The following is a 1263-nucleotide window of genomic DNA, read 5'->3' on the forward strand; positions in this document are numbered from 1 at the left end:
TTCAGCCACTCGGACACCTCACCAAATTGTCGTTCCTGTCTTGCTGGAACGGGCGCTAATTTAGGGAAATCACGGCCTGAGGTCAACAAACTTTTTTAAAAAATAGCGCGTTTATTCAAACTTCAATCAATCTGCGCTTTTAGTAAGCAGAGTTTGCTTTTTTTGCCACCGGTAGTGGATTTGTTATGCTGAGGTGCTTTGTAGATCATAATGATAAGTGCGGGTAAATTCCGCACAACCGCTTTCGGGAGTTAGTATGGATATCATTTTTTATCATCCTGTGTTCGATACCGCCTGGTGGATTGATGCGCTGGGTAAAGCTATTCCTCAGGCCAGAGTCAGAGCATGGAAAACCGGTGATAATCATCCTGCGGATTATGCTTTGGTCTGGCATCCGCCTGTTGAAATGTTGGCAGGTCGTGACCTTAAGGCCGTGTTCGCATTGGGTGCCGGTGTTGATTCGATTTTGAGTAAATTACAGACGTACCCTGAAATGCTGAAACCGTCTATTCCGCTTTTTCGTCTGGAAGATACCGGTATGGGCGAGCAAATGCAGGAATATGCTGTCAGTCAGGTGCTCCATTGGTTCAGACGTTTTGACGATTATCGAGCGCAGCAAAATGCTTCGTTTTGGCAACCTCTGCCTGAGTATCAACGGGAAGATTTTACTATCGGCATCCTGGGGGCTGGCGTATTAGGCAGTAAAGTCGCACAGAGCTTGCAGACCTGGCGTTTTCCGCTGCGTTGCTGGAGCCGTAGCCATAAAAGCTGGCCCGGTGTACAAAGTTTTGCCGGAACTGAAGAGTTGGGCAAATTTTTGAGTCAATGTCGTGTATTAATTAATCTGTTACCGAATACGCCTGAAACCGTCGGCATTATTAATCAACAATTATTAGAAAAATTACCGGATGGCGCATATCTCCTCAACCTGGCGCGTGGCGTTCATGTGGTAGAAGATGACCTGCTTGCGGCGCTGGATAGCGGTAAAGTTAAAGCGGCGATGCTGGATGTTTTTAATCGTGAACCTTTACCGCCTGAAAGTCCGCTCTGGCAACATCCACGCGTGACAATAACACCACATGTTGCAGCCATTACCCGACCCGTTGAAGCGGTGGAGTACATTGCTCGCGCCATTACACAACTCGAAAAAGGGAAGACGGTCAGCGGACAAGTCGACCGTGTACGAGGCTACTAATAAACCATACGGATTCCTGCTATCCTTGGCGGGAATTGAATACAGGAAATGTAATGAACACATCCCCC

General features: G+C 47.5%; 1 protein-coding gene. It reads left to right on the top strand.

What is annotated here, in order from left to right; all coding sequences use genetic code 11:
* Positions 1-256: 256 nt before the first annotated feature.
* Positions 257-1195 (top strand): glyoxylate/hydroxypyruvate reductase GhrA, encoded by a 939-nt coding sequence (gene ghrA / locus EQY_RS0122400; protein WP_000351340.1) that lies wholly within the window; start codon positions 257-259, stop codon positions 1193-1195.
* Positions 1196-1263: the final 68 nt, after the last annotated feature.

The organism is Escherichia sp. TW14182 (genome assembly GCF_000208525.1).
In the GTDB taxonomy this organism is placed as follows: domain Bacteria; phylum Pseudomonadota; class Gammaproteobacteria; order Enterobacterales; family Enterobacteriaceae; genus Escherichia; species Escherichia ruysiae.